This window comes from Mobiluncus curtisii subsp. curtisii ATCC 35241 (assembly GCF_000146285.1).
Taxonomy (GTDB): Bacteria; Actinomycetota; Actinomycetes; order Actinomycetales; family Actinomycetaceae; genus Mobiluncus; species Mobiluncus curtisii.
The window spans coordinates 1,696,856-1,714,049 of the sequence record NZ_GL385912.1 but is presented as its reverse complement, the minus strand read 5'-3'; the positions used below and the strand labels follow the sequence as shown (position 1 = coordinate 1,714,049).

Annotated in this window: 14 protein-coding genes; 10 read left to right on the top strand and 4 right to left on the bottom strand. The window is 55.8% G+C overall.

The annotated features are described in order from the left end of the window. Nucleotides 1-4 precede the first annotated feature (4 nt). The gene (locus HMPREF0574_RS07420; RefSeq protein ID WP_004008111.1) at nucleotides 5-7,105 is read right to left on the bottom strand and encodes a DUF5979 domain-containing protein; all 7,101 of its coding nucleotides are present in this window, start codon (nucleotides 7,103-7,105) and stop codon (nucleotides 5-7) included. Nucleotides 7,106-7,451: 346 nt separating this feature from the next. Here HMPREF0574_RS07420 and HMPREF0574_RS07415 point away from each other — a divergent pair, with 346 nt between their 5' ends. The 3 genes from HMPREF0574_RS07415 to HMPREF0574_RS07405 are packed head-to-tail and all read left to right on the top strand — an operon-like array spanning nucleotide 7,452 to nucleotide 10,702. After that, on the top strand, nucleotides 7,452-8,855 hold the full coding sequence (locus tag HMPREF0574_RS07415; protein ID WP_004008110.1) for an ABC transporter permease: 1,404 nt from the start codon (nucleotides 7,452-7,454) through the stop codon (nucleotides 8,853-8,855). After that, nucleotides 8,852-10,060, top strand: a complete 1,209-nt coding sequence (locus HMPREF0574_RS07410; protein ID WP_236585908.1) for an ABC transporter permease — start codon at nucleotides 8,852-8,854, stop codon at nucleotides 10,058-10,060. The genes HMPREF0574_RS07415 and HMPREF0574_RS07410 overlap by 4 nt, the downstream gene beginning before the upstream one ends. Before the next feature lie 9 nt (nucleotides 10,061-10,069). Next, entirely contained in the window at nucleotides 10,070-10,702 is a 633-nt protein-coding gene (locus HMPREF0574_RS07405; protein ID WP_004008108.1) for an ABC transporter ATP-binding protein, read from the top strand. A gap of 44 nt (nucleotides 10,703-10,746) precedes the next feature. Here HMPREF0574_RS07405 and HMPREF0574_RS07400 read toward each other — a convergent pair whose 3' ends face one another. Then, entirely contained in the window at nucleotides 10,747-12,180 is a 1,434-nt protein-coding gene (locus HMPREF0574_RS07400) for a sodium-dependent transporter (protein ID WP_004008107.1), read from the bottom strand. A gap of 14 nt (nucleotides 12,181-12,194) precedes the next feature. On the opposite strand from HMPREF0574_RS07400, the gene HMPREF0574_RS09680 reads away from it, so the two are divergent. From HMPREF0574_RS09680 to HMPREF0574_RS07390, 3 genes are all read left to right on the top strand, one after another. Beyond that, on the top strand, nucleotides 12,195-12,347 hold the full coding sequence (locus HMPREF0574_RS09680) for a hypothetical protein (RefSeq protein WP_004008106.1): 153 nt from the start codon (nucleotides 12,195-12,197) through the stop codon (nucleotides 12,345-12,347). Between the two features lie 259 nt (nucleotides 12,348-12,606). Further along, on the top strand, nucleotides 12,607-12,891 hold the full coding sequence (locus HMPREF0574_RS07395) for an HU family DNA-binding protein (protein WP_004008105.1): 285 nt from the start codon (nucleotides 12,607-12,609) through the stop codon (nucleotides 12,889-12,891). Nucleotides 12,892-13,019: 128 nt separating this feature from the next. Then, nucleotides 13,020-13,328, top strand: coding sequence for a DUF3039 domain-containing protein (locus HMPREF0574_RS07390; protein WP_004008104.1), 309 nt, complete (start codon nucleotides 13,020-13,022; stop codon nucleotides 13,326-13,328). Here HMPREF0574_RS07390 and HMPREF0574_RS07385 read toward each other — a convergent pair. Next, a complete protein-coding gene (locus tag HMPREF0574_RS07385) occupies nucleotides 13,325-14,662 on the bottom strand; it encodes a nicotinate phosphoribosyltransferase (RefSeq protein ID WP_004008103.1) in 1,338 nt (445 codons plus the stop codon). The genes HMPREF0574_RS07390 and HMPREF0574_RS07385 overlap by 4 nt on opposite strands. A 154-nt stretch (nucleotides 14,663-14,816) precedes the next feature. Here HMPREF0574_RS07385 and HMPREF0574_RS09675 point away from each other — a divergent pair, with 154 nt between their 5' ends. The 4 genes from HMPREF0574_RS09675 to murI all read left to right on the top strand — a co-directional run bounded on the left by HMPREF0574_RS09675 (nucleotide 14,817) and on the right by murI (nucleotide 17,010). Then, nucleotides 14,817-14,966: a hypothetical protein gene (locus HMPREF0574_RS09675; protein ID WP_004008102.1), complete on the top strand. Its 150-nt coding sequence runs from the start codon at nucleotides 14,817-14,819 to the stop codon at nucleotides 14,964-14,966. A gap of 73 nt (nucleotides 14,967-15,039) precedes the next feature. Beyond that, nucleotides 15,040-15,342 carry an ATP-dependent Clp protease adapter ClpS gene (gene clpS, locus HMPREF0574_RS07380; protein WP_004008101.1) on the top strand — a complete coding sequence of 101 codons (303 nt, stop codon included), beginning with the start codon at nucleotides 15,040-15,042 and terminating at the stop codon, nucleotides 15,340-15,342. A gap of 15 nt (nucleotides 15,343-15,357) precedes the next feature. Further along, the gene (locus tag HMPREF0574_RS07375) at nucleotides 15,358-16,182 is read left to right on the top strand and encodes a DUF2017 family protein (RefSeq protein ID WP_004008100.1); all 825 of its coding nucleotides are present in this window, start codon (nucleotides 15,358-15,360) and stop codon (nucleotides 16,180-16,182) included. A gap of 18 nt (nucleotides 16,183-16,200) precedes the next feature. Beyond that, nucleotides 16,201-17,010, top strand: a complete 810-nt coding sequence (gene murI, locus HMPREF0574_RS07370) for a glutamate racemase (protein WP_036324965.1) — start codon at nucleotides 16,201-16,203, stop codon at nucleotides 17,008-17,010. A gap of 18 nt (nucleotides 17,011-17,028) precedes the next feature. Here murI and HMPREF0574_RS09670 read toward each other — a convergent pair whose 3' ends face one another. Continuing rightward, complete coding sequence (locus HMPREF0574_RS09670; RefSeq protein WP_004008098.1) at nucleotides 17,029-17,193, bottom strand: hypothetical protein; 165 nt, start codon at nucleotides 17,191-17,193, stop codon at nucleotides 17,029-17,031. Between the last annotated feature and the right edge of the window lies 1 nt (nucleotide 17,194).

Sequence of the window (17,194 nt, the reverse complement as noted above, 5' to 3'; positions counted from 1 at the left end):
TTTATTAATGGTTTTCTTTGAGTAAAGTCTTGCGTCGGTAAGTCAGGGCGAGCCCACCTGCCAGAATCAGCAGTCCCGTCAGCTCAATCCAGAGACGTGCCCCACCGGTCTTGGGCAAATATCCGGAGGAAACCTCCGCCACATCAATAGACCACGGCTGGGTATCGTTTGCGGGGGTCCGCACGGCTACCATCCCGGTGTGGGAGACATAGCCTGCCAATTTGACCTCGAGGTCCTGACCAAAGTCGGTGTACGGGTCGAATTTCCGGTTGCTATCGAGGTGATTCTGAGGACTGACCGTGAAATTCCAATAGGTCGGCAGCATTTCGCCCATCCCGGACTTGGTTTCCTCCAGCGCATACCCGCCGGGTGCCAGCGTGACCGTGAATACGCCGGGTATTGTGTTGCCGTTCACGTCCGTTTGCGCGCTTACCTCGATGCCTTGATTTAAATCTGGCTGACCGTTCGTGTCGACGGGGTAAATCTTGAACTTAGCCCCGGTATCGATTGCTGTCTGGAAATCCTTATCCACCTTGCGGACCTGGACTTTTGCCTTGTCTCGATAAATCGTGTGCAGCACCACGCGCGGGTCGTCGCCAGCATTCATCGGGAAACCCGCCGAGGGTACCTCCGCGCGGTTAGCTGCCGACCATTCCACGTTGCCTTCGGCGGTGAGCACGTCACTAAACTTCGGTGCGGTGCGGGGCGTTCCGGTGGCAGGGTCTAGCAGCTGTTCCCGTGGCGGTGTCATCAGCGAGGTCAGGTGTGTCAGACCCTTATTTGTCAGGCTGCTCAAATCTGCCGAGGGCGGTTGGGGGACAATGGTGCATTTGGTGTCTACTGGCACGATTGCGCGAGCCAACTGGGCAGCCTTGGCGTCGCCTACCGCGACGGGGGAGGCGCTGGTGTATTCATACTGCAGACTTCCCGTTTCTGGATACGTGACCGGCAGCGTCGGATAGGTACAGCGGTAGGTATAGGGGTACTTTGTCGTGTCCTTTGCCAGCAGCAGCTCAGCGCGGTCGCCTTGCGGATACGCCACGACCCCAATATCGGCCTTTTGCACCAGGTAGGTGTTCGTAAAAGTGATGGTGGTCTGATTCTTGCCCGTCGGATCGAGGGTCACGCCTTTCGCGTGCTGATACTGGGTCAAATCAGATTTCTGGGTCGAGCATTGCTGATCCGGGTCAGTTTCAGTTGGGCAGGGGTATTTATCGTCCATGTATTCGGACTGGAATTGTTCCGCCGAGACTTTCTTCGTGCTGGGTGTCGGGTCACTGGTCACAGTGTCTTCGCGCCAGTCTGCGCCCAGCCGGTGACGTAAAGTCGGGTAGTTGGCTATCGGGTCGGTAGTGTCGGCGTTTTTCAGCGTGAAAGCGCAGGTAGCCGTGGCAGGCAGAATCCCCTCTGTCTCAGCATTCCGCTGGACCTGAACAGCGTGACCGGAACTGTCCACGTTCACGGTGCCGGTGTATGTCACCGGGGTGTCCTCGGTGGCGGGCGGCTGAGCCGGATTCCGCAGGTAAGCATCGGTGCAGGTGTAGTTGACCTGGTATCCCGCAATGGTGAGCTTCGAACCGACGTTTTCTTGGTACGTGGTGCTTGGCGTCGTCGTGTCCACCAGGGCAGTGACCCTCAGGTTTGCTTCGGGACGGATGTAGGTGTTGGTGAGGTCGAAAACCGTGTACTTTTGCTCGCCTCCCTGTGCCGAAACGTAGTCGGGATGTACCCGGAAGCCCTTGAGAATGCCTTCGTTTTGTGCCGGCACCAGGTTTTCATCCGCCGCGTATGTTACGCCGTCTGCGGTACCACCGTTGACATCAATGTCCCCAAATAGGGTCGCTAAATGATCTTTCAGGGTCGCCAGGGGGTCGGTGGCATCAGCGGGAATATCATCGGTCAAACTGGTGGAGGTATCCGAACTCACTCGGTGCAGCTGGTAGTCCACCGTAGCGTCATAGGACTCCGGTCGGATTTCTGCCAGCACACAGTTATAGTCCACCGGCACGAACACGTCCGACACGGCGGTAGCCGTGTAGGGGTCAGCCTTACTGGGGGTTAGTTTCAGCGTGGTGTTATAGATAGCGGCAGCGTTACCGGCGTTTGGAATCGTGACTCCGTTCGCCACCAGGGTGGGTGGTTTGCAGTACAAACGCAAGGAGACTGCTTTGCCCTCGCCCAGGCGTTTCCCGTTACCGTCTATCTTTAGATTTACCTTTACGCGGGTCTTTTCAAACGTGTAGTTGTTCCACGGCACCATCGTGCCCGCAAAGTTTTCCGGCAGTATCTTGGGCACGATCGGGTTGGTGGAACCGGCGGGATTGTCTTTATCCGACCAGAATTCGTTTTTCTTGGTTCCAGCGTCGCGTGGCAGTTTCACCAGGGCGATGGCTTTCGAAGTGGCAGTCTGGTAGCTGCACAGGTCAGTGCCTTTCGTTTCGCAGTTGGACACAATCGGTTCGCGGGAACGGAACCCCTCATTCAGCTCCCAATAGTTGTCCCACTTGGAGTGCGGACGCTCGGCTACGGTCGAATCTTCGGATACCGCGCAGACGGCACCGGCGGGCAGGGCGTCAATCGGGTGCCATTCACCTTGCTCGAACCGTCCCATCTTGATGCTCTGCTGGTCTGCCAAATCCGCGAGTCGGTCGTTGAGGTCGTTGCCTAACGTGGCAGTAACGTCCTGCTTACCCTTGATAGTGCGGGCAGCGGGTATCGGAATCTTTACCCCGTTTAGCGTGCAGGAATAATCGACCTTGAACTGGTGATTTCCCGGAATCATCGACGTGCCTTCGCCGCCGACCTTTTTCTTAAGGTTAAACGAACCCAGCTGCATCCGGTAGGGGATATGCAGTGTCAGGCTGTTGGCATCAGCAGCACTTCCAGCTCGGGTGACCACCTTGCCGGTTAAACCGCTCTGGGTGGCATCTGTTCCGGAACCGCCCACGGCGTTCCACGTAAAGTTGGCTCCCGAGGGGGCATCGGCGTTGAGTGCCTTGCCGTCAGCACCCACCAGGTCAGCGCCGGGAATCTTAAACCGTGGCTGTTTGAGGTCAATCTGGCAGCTCCAGCCCACCGGCACTGTCAGCGGGTTGGGCAGTCGCCAGCCGTCCTCATTCACCGTAAAGTCGCCGGCGATGGTGTATTTGTCCGACCCGCTGGTACACACCAGTTTGGCACGAGCCTTGTAGTCGCCCGTGGTGGCTCCGGTATCCGTTTTGTGGATGAACAGGGCTTTCTTCCACTTCGCAGGTACGTTAATGTTGGCTGCTGAGTCGGTATCGGCAGAAGTTTTCACGTCCGTGGTGGTCGAGAGCGTCAGCTGTGTATATGCCACCGCATAGTCGTTGACAATGTTGATACTCAAGCTACCGTTCGCAGTGGGGGAAGTAAACGTGAGTACGGGATTGCCAGTATCGCTCGACGTATGCTTGACGGTGTAGCCGTTAGAGGGGGTCATTTTGGTAATCCGGGTCAGTCTCGGGTCATCGTTCGTGACCTGGGTCAGGGTACACTCGGTGTCCGCGGGAATCTGCGTGTTCCCGGTCAGAACCGTTTCCCCATTAACCCGGTCCAATCTGACCGTTTTGTTTTGACTTTGACCCTTACAACTAATGGTGTAGTCGTAATAGTCGGGCAGTCCGGACTTGAGGGAGGCGTAGGGCAGGGTGTCCCCGGATTCGGTGTGCAAGGTGATATTGCCAGCAGTTTGCAGCTTATAAGTGGTGGTAATTTTTGCGGGAGCCCCATCCAAAGTCACGTTAGGGGATTCCACCGTGGTAGAGGCGATGACCCGATTGGCGTCAGGATAGCGTGGGGCTCCGTTTGCGCCGGTCGCTTTCGTCAAATCTGGTAATCCCGGTATCTCCGTGGCATAGGTACAGGTCGTGCCTATGGGAAGGGTTCCCAAATCGACCGTGCCGTCACCGTTAATACTCGTTTCAATAACCTCAGGCTTTGCGACTCCCGGCTTCGTGCAGGTAGCAGTAACCTTCTTGGTCAGACTCTGCAAAGCATCTTGCAGGTCCTGGTCAGAGACAGTGGTATCAAAGCTGGAAACGTGCTGTATCTGTTTCTTGACAGTTTTATACGTGAATTTGGTATCGGTCGTAACCGGAACCGGAGTGGTTGTATCCGTAATCGGACCGAAAGTCTTTTGCCCCGGTTTAGTGACGGTGATGGCATTCGGCACACCGGTCAAATTCTCTTCGGTAACGCTACATTTGGCAGCTGCCGGAACCGTGACCGTGACGGGCACGTCCGCTTGTGCGATAAAGCTCGCGGTACCGGTGTGGATGTTCGCGCCATTATGCGTACAGCTGAGGTTTTCCTTAAATGTTTGTTCACGCCCCACCAATTCTGCGTCCCCGCTCACGGTCTTGGTGAAGGTTATCTGCGCATTCTTCCGTACTAGGTCCTGCTGGAGCGTAATGGATTTCTGTCCCCCGGAATGAACCCAGAAATAGTTATTGGTACACTTTTTCTCCGCAGTGCCCTTATCCTTCCAATCACTGGCGCACACGTTGGAGGAGTAGCTGTCGATGATGTTAAAGCCCTCTACGCTCCACGGGTGGGTTGTTGCGGTTCCGGGTGCGCCTTTCGGGGGCAGGGAAGTGAACAGGCAGTGGGTGCCGACCGGCCAGGTCGGAATGGTGTGACCGGCTTTATCCAATATCGGCTCATGGGTAGTGGGGTCACGTTTAATCCCCAGCTCGTAGTAATCAGTACCGTTGGTAGGCACATCTACCGCGCCGAGTTCCACATAACCGGGCATCGCGGCAGCGCCGGATTCGGGAATCTCCGGCGGGCGAGTCGGGTCACCCATATAGCGGCAGTTGTAGTAAACCGGCACTTTCCCTGGCTTAGTTAGGCTCGAAAATGCGGGATCGTTACTTTTGTTGGTGAGCTCGACCTTTAACTTCACCGAGGCTTTCTTCGAGGTGAAAGTGGTTAGTGACTCCAAGATGGATTTCTCGGTAGGAGCCGCGAACTCCGGCTTGGTCAAATGCTCCCCGGAGGCGGTAAAGCTGTAGTCGTAGCCGTTGGCGGCTGGGGCAACAGGTTTGGTTTCTTTGACCTCAAAGTATTGCGAGTGATCCAGGGTATCCTGGACGGTCATCAGGTTGTCCCAGTCGGCTTTTTTCCACGGCTCGGGGCAACTAGCGGACTGATCCCTGCCGTAACAGCGATGCGGATACTTCACGGAGCTGTCCACCTGGCACGTGGCGCCAACCGGCAGACGGTGCACGTCATCCCGACCCTTAGTGCCGATGGGTATATCGGGGAAGGTATATTCAGTGTTCAGGGTGACGTCGGGACCGCTGGTATTTTGTTTTGCCAACACCAATTCTCTGGAATCTTTTACAAAGGGCTGCTGGGGGTCTGTAACAGTGTAGGGATCCTTACAACTCCACGCCACTTTAAACTTGGATTTCAGCACGTCAAAGCGGATTTGCTCATTGCTGACTTTCACGGATTTACGCAGCACGGATTCTTGCAGGAGGCGGTGATAGAACCCACATTTAATATAGGTGTACTTATCGAAGTCGGCTTGCGCGAGGGAAATCCCGCCGCGGGTATTTGTACCCGTGGCATCTGCCGGGGCAAAAGTAAACGGATCTTTGCGGCTGGAGAAACCTACGCACCGGGCGTTAGCCTCTCGGGGCAGTTTTTCCGGGGAGTATTTGTCATTCGGCAGCCGGAGGCGGGTCAGGGCGTACTTTTCCTGATTTGGTCGAGGCACAATTTGCAGGCTGCGCTCACCCCTGGTGGGTTTTTCAACGATGCCGTCCGTGCCGGTAGACAGTTTCCTGCCACCGATGATTTCAAAGTCGGTGTTCGCAATGGGGTGTTGGAACACCAAGTTTTCATCCACCGCATCCGCAGTAATCTCCAGACCTTTGTCTCTAAACAGGTAGTCCTCGACGGTTTCAGCAAACTTTCCATCCCGCACGTGATTGCAGCGTTGTTCAGCTAAGTCGTACGGATTGCCCGTCGGTTCCGGACCGGTAGAGGGGTCAAATTGGTTACAGGCTTTTCGGATTGCTTCCCGCTGGGCAGCATCTTTCTTATTGGTCGGTTTGTTGTACCAGTCAGAGTCCATATTCCGGGGGTCCTGGAAGTGATACCAGTCGTAGTTCAGCAGGGTATTCGAGGTTTTAGTTCCGTAGCCGTTCAGATTATGTTTGATGACGGTGATATTGCCGCCGGCTTTCCCAGCTAATTTGGTGAGGAAGTCTTTCCGTCGGCCATCATTGTAATAGGACGGTCCCATAGCTAAAAAGTTCACGTGGGCGCCCTTGTCGGCAATCGCTTTGGCTTCATCGTACGCGGCGTTTTCGGCATTTAACCTGTCCAACACCGGTCGGCATTTCTCATTGCTGGGATTGCCGTAGCAATATCCCAGTCCGGTGGTGAACACGATGATGTTGTTATACAGGGGCTGGGAGGGCGCAGTTCCGTGCTTGGCTTGATATTCCTGCGCATAGGCATCCATATCGTTGCGGATTTGCTTTAGTCCCCACTCGAAGTTCGAGCCGTCCTCAGCCTTCATCCGATAGCCTTCCCCATCGGTGGCGTCCAAGGTACGCAACTTGGCGACGACCTTGTCAAAACCGTCTTTGTTCTCCAGGGAAGTCGCTTTCAAGTTCGGGGTGTTATTGGGGGATACCCCGTTAGCAGAACGAGCCCGGTGGAAAGTGTAGACCCCGACCGAGACCGGAGCGCCCCGCAGGTGGCTGAGCATCTGAATGATTTGATTGGACTGATCAAAGTTGCGGTAGGGTTTGCCGTCTTTGTAACTGAAATAGGCTCCGCCCATGGTTTCCCAGGCGTAGCTCGGCTCGAAGTTAAACACCAAAGCAACGCGGTTATTAGTCAATTCGGGGGCATGTTCGACATTGTCGGGGCGTGGGAAGTTCGTGGTCCAGGGATCATTTTCGGCGTCGCCGAGGGGACCGTAGTCCGGCGGAATGTTCTGGGTGTTTGTAGATGCATCGGCCGGTGTGGGTCGCACCATCATGGAAACTAGCTGTACTGTACCTATCAGCAAGGCGAAAGTGGCGATTATCGCCAGAGCTTTTTGCACTATTACCCGGTTTATCATTGTCCCCACCCTGATTCCGTAGCGGCTTTCAAGCCTTTATTCTTCATCCATACCGTCAGGACGCGCTATTTCTCTATTCACACCATACATCGGGTATTTACCTGGGCTTTTAGCCTTCCCGGCAATTTCCCCTGATATTTTGAGGAAATCTACAGGAAAATAGATCTTTTTGCGTGTTATGATGATTGTTTCGGAATAAAACGACCCTCAGACAATATGGATACTCAGCTCGGCAAAGTGGTGCCCTGGTCTGAGGACGAATCGACGGGTTAATACCCTGGTATGAGGCTCCACGAGGGCGGGTGCCGCCGCAGTTGCTTATGCTTACTGAGCAAAGAAAATCACTATGCTTACGCTAAACACCACGACAGGAGGGAATCTATTGTCGTTCGTAGGAAGGTCCTGGCGTTACGTCGCCCGGAAACGAATTAAAACCATCATCATTTTTGCTATATTTCTGGCGATGTCTACGGTGCTGATGTCCGCTAATGCCGTGTCCCGCGCTACTGACGCCACCGCGGCGGAAATCGATGCAAAAACTGGACAGGGATTTGTGCTGGGAAACAATCCCCAGTTCAACACCGGCACGCCGCGAGGCGCCGGAAACGTGAAGCCCGCCGACATTAAAAAACTCGCCTCGCTGGACGGAGTGCAGAACTACGTCGCCCGCCAGAACGTCACCGCTGACCTGGTGGACGCCACAGCCCAAAAGCTCGACCGTCAAGACTATGACGAAACGAAAGAAGCCCAGTTCGGCAACGCCGTGAACGTGTGGGGAGTCAACGACACCAAGATGGATAATAACTTCCGCTCCGGGGCGTTAAAACTGGTGGCAGGTCGCCACCTGAATGCCCAGGACAAAAATAAATCCATCATCAACCAGGACTTGGCAAAAGCCAATCACCTGACCATCGGCAGCAAACTGACACTCAAGGGCAACCCTTATGACGCCGATAACCAAAACCACTCGACTAATGAAGTCACCACCGAAATCGTCGGACTCGTGTCTGGCTCAAACGCAGACCGGGCGGTATCGCGCAACGAACTGTTTTCTAACACCGTGTTTACCGACTTGGACACCACCCGGACGCTGTACAACGTCACACCTGCCACCGAAATCTATCAAGATGCGAACTTCTTTGTGAAAAAGGGCGCCAACTTTGACGATGTGGTGAAAGCTGCCGCTGCCAAAGACATCGACTGGCGCAGCTATCAGTTGAGCCGCTCGACCCAATACCTCGCCGGTATCACCGGCGCGATTGACGGGGTTCGTAGTGTCATGACCACCACCACGATTGCTACCTTTGTGTTGGCAGGAGCCATTTTGGCGCTGGTGCTGTGTCTGTGGCTCAACGAACGCAAGAAAGAGACGGGAACCCTGCTGTCGATGGGGGTGACCAAAGCGAGCATTATGGCGCAGTACGCCCTGGAGCTAATCTTTATTGCCGTTCCTGCTTTCGTCCTGTCCTATTTCGGGGCGGGAATGCTGGCGCAGGGGATGGGCACTTCCGTGCTGTCCTCGGTCAATCACCAAGCTGCTCAAGAAATGGCGAAAGCCGGTCAGTTTGGGGCGGATATGGAATCTTCGGCGTCTATGAAGACGCTAGAGAAACTCACCGTCGACCTGAGCCTGGCATCCGCTGGTCAGATTGCAATCACGGTGCTGGTGCTGATTGCGATAGTCGTGGTCATTGCCTCCGTGCCGATGCTGCGAAAAAGCCCGCGTGCCCTGTTGGTGGATAACAAATGAACGGGGTATGGTCACGTTCTTGGCGTTCGGTCATTCGCCGACCGCGTCGCAGCCTGCTGATGGTGGCGATTATTACCCTGGTGTTTACCGCCCTGGTCGCCCAGTCCGGGGTAAAGTCCACCATGTTGAGTGTGCGCGATGCCATCAGCTCTAACGTTTTGGCGGGGTTCACCGCCACCAGCCAAACCGGTCAGCTCCCGGACCAGACCTTGAAACAACTCGCTGACCTGCCGGGAGTCAAACGCCACGCCTATGAAGGCGAAGCTGCAGCAAAACCGGAAAATGCCAGCCTGGTCAGCGCCGCCAGCGGAATCCAGCTGGACCCCGAGTTTGGCGGGGATTTGCTGGGAATCAAAGGCACCAGCGATTCGTCGCTAAACCCAGAGTTCTTGGGGAAAATTTATACCTTGGAACAGGGCTCTCACATCGGTAAACCTGGTGTTGAGGCGATGATTCACCGCGACTTCGCGCGGAAAAATTCCCTGCACTTGGGAGACACCCTGGAACTGCGCCACGAAAACACCGTGGTGCGACTGAAAATCGGGGGGATTTATTCCGGGAAAGCCGAAAACCGTACCGGGCTGCCCTCGGGGAACTCCGAAAACCAAGTGTTTACGAACCTCGACGCCCTGCAAAAGCTCGGCGGTCAGGTCAGTACCGCACGTTACTTTACCGAGCGAGCTGACCAACTGCCCCAGGTCCTGAAAGCCGCTCAGACCACGGCCCCCAAGCTGAGCCTGGAAAACAATTCGGCGCAGTTCGCCGATGTGCTCCAAGCCATTTCCGGCGTCGACCAGATGCTAGGAATGCTGCTGTGGGGATTCTGCCTGGCAGGAGCGCTGGTATTGGCACTGGTGGCGACATTCTGGGTGCGCTCGCGATTGCCCGAGATTGGTATCTTGCTGTCCCTGGGCAAGACGAAACTGGAGGTCGGGCTGCAGTTCCTCCTGGAGGCAATCATATTTGGGGCGCTGGGCGCCGTGCTGGCAGTCATCCTGGGACGGCTGCTGTCAAACAGCTTGGGTCAGCTGGTGCTGTCCAAAGCCGGGAATGAGACGTTAGCGGCGCTAGAGCCTGCCAACGGAATCGCGGGGAATGCGATGTCCCTGGGACTGGGCTTCCTGGTCATCATCATCGCGCTGGGGCTGGCGCTGTTCCCCATCATGCGTCAAACCCCGAAATCTATTCTTTCCAAGTTGAGTTAAGGAGAAAAAATGAGCATTTTACAGTTGGATCACATCGATTACACCTACAAAGGTGCTGGGGCAAAAGTCCTGGACGACGTCAACTACGAGTTTCAGAAAGGTAAGTTCTATGCCATTCTGGGAGCCTCCGGGGCAGGCAAATCCACGATGCTGAGTCTGCTGGCAGGACTCGATGCCCCGACCGCGGGTACGGTCCTATTTGACGGGGCAGACATCGCGAAAAAGGGTTATTCCTACCATCGCAAGCACCAAATTTCCCTGGTGTTTCAAAACTACAACCTCATCGACTACCTGACTCCACTGGAGAACCTGCGCTTGGTCAACGCGAAAGCCAGCACAGAAATGTTGGAAAAGTTGGGCTTGGACGCGAAAGAAGCGAAACGCAACGTCCTGTTGCTGTCCGGCGGGCAACAGCAGCGGGTCGCCATCGGACGCGCCCTGGTGTCCGCAGCGCCGGTCATTTTGGCAGACGAACCGACCGGCAACCTGGATGAAGCGACCGCCGCGGGAGTGACAGAAATCCTGCAAAAGGCTGCCCACGAGGAAGGCAAATGCGTCATTGTGGTGACTCACTCCAAAGAGCTCGCCCGCAACGCCGACGTGACCCTGCGACTACAGCGACGCAAACTTGTGGAACTGTAAAGTTTTGCCTCCGGTCGATTTACTCGCCGGAGGCAAAACTCTTTTTAGAAGCTGATAATGCCGAACGTTTTCAACACGCTGGTGATAAAGATTGCCACCAGCAGGATGGGGGCGACGTATTTAATCATCACACCCCACAGCCCGGCTCTTTTGAACTCCCCAGAGAGACGCACTTCGTCAATGAGTACTGCTGGCTTCTTTCGCCACCCAAAGAACAGACACATCAACAAACCACCCAGTGGCATCATCACCGAGCTGGTCATAAAGTCCAGGAAGTCAAGTATGGTCGACCCCTCACCGAGAGGCTGAATAAACGACAGGGAGCTGTAGCCCAAGGTCACGATGATTCCCGCAGAGCTGAGCACCACGACAGTGACCAACAGGGCTTGGCGTCGTTTCCATGCCAGAGTGTCCTGCAAGATGGACACGCAGGCCTCCACCAGGGAAATCATGCTGGTCAGAGCGGCAAACATGACCAGCAGGAAAAACACGAAACCGATACCGGTAGCGATTCTGCCAAACTTTTCAAACACCTCCGGGATAACCAGGAACATCAGGGACGGTCCGGAATTCTTTGCCACGGCGTTGGCAGAACCCAAGGTCGCGAACGTGGCGGGAATAATCATCAATCCCGCCAGCAGGCTAATCCCCAGCGTGGTGCCGGTCGTTTGGAGGGCCGAGGACGTCACCGAGACGTCCTTTTTCATGTAAGACCCGTAGGTGACCATCGTCGCCGCACCCAGCGACAGACCAAAGAACGTCTGTCCCAGAGCGGCGATGAGCAACTCTAGTGAAAACTTGGAAAAATCGGGAACCAAGAAATATCGCAAACCGTCCAAAGCGCCGGGCTGGGTCAAAGTAAAGATTCCAATCAACAGTGAAACCAGAATCAGCGCCGGCATCATAATCAGGTTAGCGCGTTCCACCCCACCGTTGACCCCCAGTGCCACGATGATGAACGTAATCGCCCCGAACAGCAGCATGAACGCCACAGATTGCGGACCGTCAGAGATGAATGCCCCGAAATTATCGCCTCCGTCAGCCAGTTCTTTCGTCATGCCGGCGGCGTAGGCGAACATGTAGCGGGTCACCCAGCCGCCCACCACGCCATAATACGAAGCAATGATGAAGGGGACCGCGGCGGTGAGCATTCCCACAAACCGATATTGCTTACCGAAAGATGCAAACGCCATGATGATGGATTTGCCCGTGTTCCGCCCTAGTGCAATTTCCAACACCAGCAGCGCAACACCCAAGGTCAGCATAAAGAGAAAGAACACAAAGATAAACGTGCCCCCACCGTAGTGCGCCGCCAGGTAAGGGAAACGCCAGATAGTGCCCAATCCGACCGCTGAACCGGCTGCCGCGAGGACGAAACCGAGTTTTCCTGACCACGAGGCTCGCTGCTCGGGGACCACACTGACATCTACCAAAATAATCTTCCTTTGTCTTTTCGATTTTGCAGTGGGGACAGCCAACGGTATTTTGGGTTGTGAAACCAGCCGGGGCTCTCTCCGCAGAAATCTTACATTCCCAACCCAAAAAGACCGTATTTTGGATGCGTTGGGGGAAAGTCGGGGCGGTCGGGGCAACGTTTGTGGCGCACCAGCCCGGTGGGGCGAGTGACGTGACCCGCAACGGTTAGTTCCGTTCGTGACCCCGACCAGCCGCGCCACGAAATGTCGCTAGGGAAGTGCGCGGTACCGACCCGTCGGGATGCCCCGCAGCAAGGCTAAAATATGAGGCTTTTGTGGTCGTTGTGAAACGAGTGCATCCAGAGGGTGGAAAACCGCGGAAAAATCGAGATTTGTTTGCTAACTCGCTGACAAATGCGCTAAATTTGCGTAGTCTCTAATGGAGGATTTCACCAAAGTGAAATCGACGATCTATCCGAAAGGAATCACATGTCTGTGAATCGTACTGAACTTGTTGCCGAGATCGCCAAGAAAGCCGGTCTGTCCAAGACCGAAGCTGACGGCGCTCTGTCTGCTTTCCAGGAAATCTTGATTGACTCCCTCAAAAAGGGCGAAACCGTGAAGGTGACCGGTCTGATGAATGTGGAGCGCGTTTCTCGTGCCGCTCGTACCGGTCGCAACCCCCGCACCGGCGAAGAAATCAAGATTCCCGCTGGCTACGGCGTTAAGATTTCTGCCGGCTCCACCCTGAAGAAGGCTGTGTCCAACAAGTAATCGAAGCATCTCGTACGAAGCGGTCGCCCCCGTGGCGACCGGCTTTGTTTTTAGGGGTGTCGCTCGGACCGAGTCTGCCACCACCACAGCCCAGGCTGACCCGGGCGGTTACAGGTTACAATGGTGGCATGAGCGAAACAACTGCGGGTCAGCCCCTGACTCAAGGTGGCACGGCGGTGCTGGAACGCACCGAAACCGAACTGAAACGTAATCCTGGTGACAACGAGCGTTACGCCCACTACGTGCGCAAAGACCGAATTACCGCCTCGGCTGTGACCGGTCAAGCTGTCATCGCCCTGTGCGGCAAAGTCTGGGTGCCGATGCGCGACCCTAAGAATTTTCCGATTTGCCCGGCGTGCAAAGAAATCATGAAATCTATGAACGGGGACCATAACGGTCAACCCGGCTGGCCCTTTTTCGGTGGCTCTGAGAGCTAAAGGTCCACGTATTCTGTGGGGATAGCCACTTCGCCTTCGCTCAAGCGCCACGCCTGATAAGGCAGTTCGTTACGGACCTCGATGTGGTGCTGCTGAGCGCGCTGCAGGGCATCGGGACCAATCCAAGATTTGTCAATAGTCCCGTCGATTACGAAATCCCGCTGCAACGGGCGAGCCTCGTGACTCGCGAAGTATTCCGTAGCAGCCTCCCGGTTCGGGGCAGTCACCAGCAGCTCGGTCATGGCAGTGTGATCCTCAATAGCGCGTCCCGCCCATTTCAATCCGCCCCGAGTCGACTTCTCAACCGAGCGTTTCGCCACCGATTCCAGATTCCCGTTTGCGTCCTCACGAGCGACCAGCTTGTAGACCAGGGCAGCGGTCGGAATCCCCGAACCGGTCACCAATCGGGTGCCCACCCCGTAGGAATCCACTGGCGCGGCGCCCAAACCGGCAATAGCGTATTCATCCAGATCATTGGTCACCGTAATCTTGGTGGAAGTCGCCCCCAAATCATCGAGCTGTTGGCGAACTTTAAACGCGCCTGCCACCAGGTCACCCGAATCCAAACGAACCGCACCCAGTTCCCCCCCGGCAGCTCTGGCAATTCGCACCGCTTTCTCGACGGCAGCAGTCACGTCGTAGGTATCTACCAGCAGTGTAGTGTCCGGACCCATCGACTCAATCTGAGCGGTGAAAGCGGCTTCTTCATCCTCAAACAGCAGGGTAAAGGCGTGGGCAGCAGTGCCGATAGCGCGAATCCCGTATCGTTTCCCGGTCTCTAAGTCAGACGTACCCTGAAAACCGCCAATTTGTGCGGCGCGAGCAGCGGAAACAGCCGCCCGCTCATGTACCCGGCGCGCCCCCATATCCAGACAGGGTCTGCCGTGAGCGGCAATGGTCATCCGGGATGCCGCCGACGCCACCGCACAGTCGAAGTTCAAAATCGACAGCAGGTAGGTTTCCAACAGGCAAGTCTCGGCAAACGTCCCGCGAACCGTCAAAATTGGCGAATTCACCATGAATACTTCGCCTTCGGGATAGCCGAAAATGTCGCCGGAAAACTGGTAATCCTCCAGAAACTTAATCGTTTTCTGTCCGACGATTTTGTGATCCGAGAGGTATTTCAGCTGAGAATCATCGAACTGGAAACGCTTGAGTCCCTCCAAAATCCGCGCCACTCCAGCCATCACCAGGAAACGCCGCGAAGCGGGAAATCGTCGGGTAAAAATCTCAAACACGCATTGGCGCTGTCCCATCCCGTGCTCCAAAGCGGAGTCCACCATGGTCAGCTCGTACATATCAGTCAGTAAGGCAGTCGATTCGCGCGTGTTCATAGGTATAACTATAGTCGCGTCCGGCGGGTTTTCCGTTTCAACTTGGAGACGCCGGCATCCCGCTCGCGCGTTTACCTGTCACCAGGACGGGGATAAAGCCGGCATCTGTTCATTCCCGTCTCGGTGGCGTGACGGGAGCCGGTAGCATAAAGCTATGCGCAAGGATGATGCTGATTCCCGTAAAAACCTAGTTCCCCACGTGTCAAATGCCCACAAGCTCGGCAGCGGCAGAGTGACCAGGGCTGTCGTCGCCCTCCTGGTGGTGCTGCTCCTGGCAGGTTTGGTCGGTTTACTGGTGCTCTAAGATGCTGGTGGAGCTTTTTGCTTCGAGGCGCGGTAATCCTGCGCGCCTGGTCAAAAACCTTTAACCTTAAAGCGTGAGTATTGTCGAACCCGGTACCGAATATGCTCCGTCTGCGGTCGCCCAGCTGGACCGGGTCCTTCCCGGTCAGTGGAACACAGTGGTGTGGAACGACGCCGTGAACCTGATGAGCTATGTGACCTGGGTGTTTAAGACCTATTTCGGGTACTCGCACGAGCGCGCGGAGCACCTGATGAAAGAAGTCCATTTTAAAGGTCGCGCAGTGGTGAGTGCGGGAACCCGTGAACAGATGGAAGCTGACGTGTTGGCGATGAGTGAATACGGGCTGTGGGCGACGCTCGAACAGGAAGCTGATTGAGGGGGACCGGACACGATGCGTGCATTTGCAGCGCTGAACGCGCCTTCAGAAGGGTGGTTCAGCAGGGTTGAGCCGCACGAGGCGGTCTTGCTGGCGGGGATTTTCGAGGAACTGGCTGACGCGATGGAAGCCGAAGAACAGCGCGACGTCCTGGACATGATGGGGGTGGACCTCGATCCGAATTCCCCGAAAGAACACACTCTCATGTTTGAGAAACTGTTGGGAGTAGATACGGTGTCTTCCATCACCTCGCGTCCCGAACTGCACAGCGCCAGTGAGGAAACAGAGACGGAAACGGACCTCAATCAGCCCCACGAACAGCCTGGTGAATCCGCCACCCCACGCCGCGGAAACACCGGCTTTGAACCGAACTCACGGGGCATGACCGACGATCAAACCTTAGCGGCGCTAGACTTCGACCCCCTGGGTCCGCGTCCATGCCCAGCGAACCCCTACATTGCGGCAATCTTGCGCCCCATGAGCCAGGACCCGGAAGAAGCTGCGGAACTGCGCGCCTTGACCACCCCCGATTTGGCAGCGAAAAAAACTGCTGCCATGCGAACGGTCGCTGAAAGCCTGCGGTGGGCTGCCCACAGCAACGGTGCCGTGATGGTGAAGCCGGAAGCCTTGAAAGTGTGGGTCACCGCTATCAACGATGCACGGTTGGCTTTGGGGTGGTCCTTGGGCATTGATAACGACACCAGAGCGGAAGAAGTCGAGCTGATGGCGGAGTCCGACCCGGAGACCGGGGTCTACACAGCTTACGAAATCACCATCGCCAGCATTTATAATGCTTTGTCGTGGTGGTTGGAAACGTTAATGTATGCCGTTGATGGTTAGAACGCAAAGGATTTGATAGTGAATAACGCACCCATTGGGATTTTTGATTCCGGGCTGGGCGGGCTGACAGTGGCTCGTTCTATCATCGACCAGCTGCCGGGTGAATCGGTGACTTATATCGGAGACACTGCCAATAGCCCCTACGGCACCAAACCGGTGGAACGAGTCAAAGAACTGTCCCTGAGCGTCATGGACAAGCTGGTGGATCGCGGGGTAAAGATGCTGGTCATCGCCTGTAACACGGCTTCGGCTACGGCAGTATTTGCGGCGCGGTCAAAGTATGATGAGTTGGGGATTCCCGTCCTGGAAGTCATTTCACCAGCCGTGCATCGTGCCGTGTCCGCTACCCGAAATGGGCATATCGGGGTCATCGCTACCCACACCACTATTGAAACGGAAACCTATCAACGCGCCCTGCACGCTTACCAGCAAGTGCAGGTCAGCGCGAAAGCTTGCCCGGCATTCGTGGACTTCGTGGAACGCGGCATTACTTCGGGTCCGGAATTGCTAGCGGTAGCGCGAGAATACTTGGAACCAATCCGTGATGCCGGGGTGGACACCCTGGTGTTGGGCTGCACTCATTATCCGTTGCTTTCCGGTATCATCAGCTACGTTATGGGACCGGAAGTGACTTTGGTTTCTTCTGCCGAGGAGACTGCTCACGATGTCTATCGTCAACTGTTGGACAAGGACTGGTTGAACACAGATGACGGCACAGATACGGTAAACCCCCGTTACCAGTTCTTGGCAACGGGGGATACGCAAACCTTTACACGGCTGGCACGCAGATTCTTGGGACCGGAGGTCACTGCGGTCGAGCGCGTGTGAAAATCAGATTACTGAACCTTAGGCGTAAACGTCGAGCCCGCCTTGCGGGTTCATGACCTTTAGCGCTGCGGCTGCCGTAGCAGCTTTAGTCGCGGTGGCTGTCTGTGCAGCGACAGCCGTTACCATCAGGGCTTTCATCGTTTCTGCGTCCATAATCGGCGCAGCGCCAGAAATTGGGTTCATG

Coding starts and splice junctions, on each gene's coding strand:
- HMPREF0574_RS07385 (WP_004008103.1), bottom strand. CDS start 14,662: ATGAACACGCGCGAATCGACTGCCTTACTGACTGATATGTACGAGCTG.
- HMPREF0574_RS09675 (WP_004008102.1), top strand. CDS start 14,817: ATGCGCAAGGATGATGCTGATTCCCGTAAAAACCTAGTTCCCCACGTG.
- HMPREF0574_RS07395 (WP_004008105.1), top strand. CDS start 12,607: ATGTCTGTGAATCGTACTGAACTTGTTGCCGAGATCGCCAAGAAAGCC.
- HMPREF0574_RS07390 (WP_004008104.1), top strand. CDS start 13,020: ATGAGCGAAACAACTGCGGGTCAGCCCCTGACTCAAGGTGGCACGGCG.
- HMPREF0574_RS07420 (WP_004008111.1), bottom strand. CDS start 7,105: ATGATAAACCGGGTAATAGTGCAAAAAGCTCTGGCGATAATCGCCACT.
- HMPREF0574_RS07410 (WP_236585908.1), top strand. CDS start 8,852: ATGAACGGGGTATGGTCACGTTCTTGGCGTTCGGTCATTCGCCGACCG.
- HMPREF0574_RS07415 (WP_004008110.1), top strand. CDS start 7,452: ATGCTTACGCTAAACACCACGACAGGAGGGAATCTATTGTCGTTCGTA.
- HMPREF0574_RS07375 (WP_004008100.1), top strand. CDS start 15,358: ATGCGTGCATTTGCAGCGCTGAACGCGCCTTCAGAAGGGTGGTTCAGC.
- HMPREF0574_RS09670 (WP_004008098.1), bottom strand. CDS start 17,193: ATGAACCCAATTTCTGGCGCTGCGCCGATTATGGACGCAGAAACGATG.
- HMPREF0574_RS07405 (WP_004008108.1), top strand. CDS start 10,070: ATGAGCATTTTACAGTTGGATCACATCGATTACACCTACAAAGGTGCT.